We start from the raw sequence: 1,873 nt of genomic DNA, 5'->3' as shown, positions 1-1,873 counted from the left end.
GCTCGGCGCCATCGATCCGGATTGCGAAATCACCTCGGCAACCATCGCCAGCCTCGCCACGCGGCCCTGGCCCGGCAACATCCGCGAACTGCGCAACATGTTGGCGCGCTTCACCCTTGCCGCCACCGATGGCTTCATCGACGAGGCTGCGGTCGGCGCCATGATTGGCCCGCCCCCGCACAAGGCCTCCGGTTCACTGCAGGACATCCAGCGCGCCCGCGTCCTCGCCGTCCACTCCGAGACCGCCGGCAACATCAGTGAAACCGCACGACGCCTCGGCATCTCGCGAAATACCGTCTATCGGGCACTCGGCCAAAGCCGCCGCGACGGTCCATAGCCATCGCAGCGCCCGCCGGCCTCCGGATCGCACGGGCCCAACCGGAACATGGGCCTGGTAGCCGTGGTCTCCCTTGCGGCACGCAGACGACGGTATAGACTGCGCCAATAGGCGACACGAAAGAAACGCCTGCTGATCTGGGAAGTGAAACGCGGATAGGTTTGATCGGATGACGCCGTCATCATCGTGACGAGAGCGCCGGACAATGTTTGAAATTCGATCCTGGAATAGCCCCTCCAAAATGGGTGGACGGGACTCCGGTCGATGTGCGCCTGTGCATCATGGAGACGGTTCTTTTGACATGCGACCCACATCAAGGTGATCGATAGCGCGACCTCCTTAGACACGGGTCGCCGATGCCGTCACCTCGGAGGAGCCGGGATGGACCAACGAGAAGTGCGGGTGGCGTGGGAAAACTTCGTCGAGCGCGGAGCCCTGTCGGCGAGTTTGAGATCGCCGGTCGCTGCATCATGGCAGAGATCCAAAAACCATCAGGTCACGATCGATCGCGCCAGGGCGCCGCTCGTGCCGGAAGCCGAGTTGTATCGCCACCGTTCCAAGTACGCCTCGTTGCGCCACGCCGCACGCTCCGCGCTCGAGAGTTCCGGAACATTCCTGAGCGATGCGAACTCCATGATGATTTTGACCGATCCCTCGGGGTTGATCATTGACACGCAAGGAGACGCCAGAGTCATTGACGCCGGTCGCGCGGTTCATCTGGAGCATGGCGGACGATGGAGCGAATCCGACATCGGCACCAATGCGATCGGCGCCGCGATGGCGGAATCGAAGCCCGTCCAGATTCGCGGCACGGAGCATTTCTGCTCGGAAATTCAGCGATGGACCTGCGCCGCCGTTCCGATTCATGATCCCGCCGACGGCGAACTTCTGGGCATCGTTGATATTTCAGGCCCAGCAAACACTTTCAACCCGCAGAGTCTCGCGCTGGCCGTTTCCGTGGGCCATCATGTGGAAAGCGAGTTGGCGCAGTCGATCCGGCAGGATCACGAAAATCTACTGCGTCAGTTTCTCTCCAAGAGGTCGCTGTGGGCAAGCGACGATTGCGTCGTGCTCGATCGCAGGGGCATGATCGTCCACGCGACCGAGCATGCCCTGAGCGTCGTCAGGGGTCAGCGCAACTTTGTTGGCGATGCTGCGCCAACACAATTTCTGAAGGCGATCCCCTTTGACGAGTGGCCAATCAAATTGAGGGAGATCCTTCCAAACGCGAGCTTCGATCTCGTAAGGAGCGAAAGCTCCGACATTGGTGCCATCATATTGCTGCACGCGCGCCGGCGTGCGGCAGTTGTGGATCGCAGCAGCCAAACCGACCTTCGTTCGACCGAGATGCCGCGGCGGGCTGCGGCGGCGCCCAAGCCGGCGGTGACCGGCTTCGTCGCCAACGATCCGGCGGTGCAGGCGATCGTGCGGCAGGTCGAGACCGCAGCAGCCCGCAAGATGCCGATCCTGATCCGCGGCGAGACCGGTACCGGCAAGGAACAGCTCGCCCGCCATGCCCACGCCGCCAGCGGACGC

Annotated in this window: 2 protein-coding genes; both read left to right on the top strand. The window is 62.7% G+C overall.

Translation table 11 applies throughout. From position 1 onward, the window contains the following. The coding region (locus FXB40_RS46240; RefSeq protein WP_187437595.1) for a helix-turn-helix domain-containing protein at positions 1–337 on the top strand (337 nt) is incomplete at its 5' end. 381 nt (positions 338–718) lie between these two features. Continuing rightward, positions 719–1,873: sigma-54-dependent Fis family transcriptional regulator (locus FXB40_RS46235; protein WP_148778907.1), on the top strand; the 1,155-nt coding region annotated here is incomplete at its 3' end.

The sequence above is a fragment of the Bradyrhizobium rifense genome (assembly GCF_008123425.1).
GTDB lineage: Bacteria > Pseudomonadota > Alphaproteobacteria > Rhizobiales > Xanthobacteraceae > Bradyrhizobium > Bradyrhizobium rifense.
This window is presented reverse-complemented; position numbering and strand designations above follow the sequence as displayed.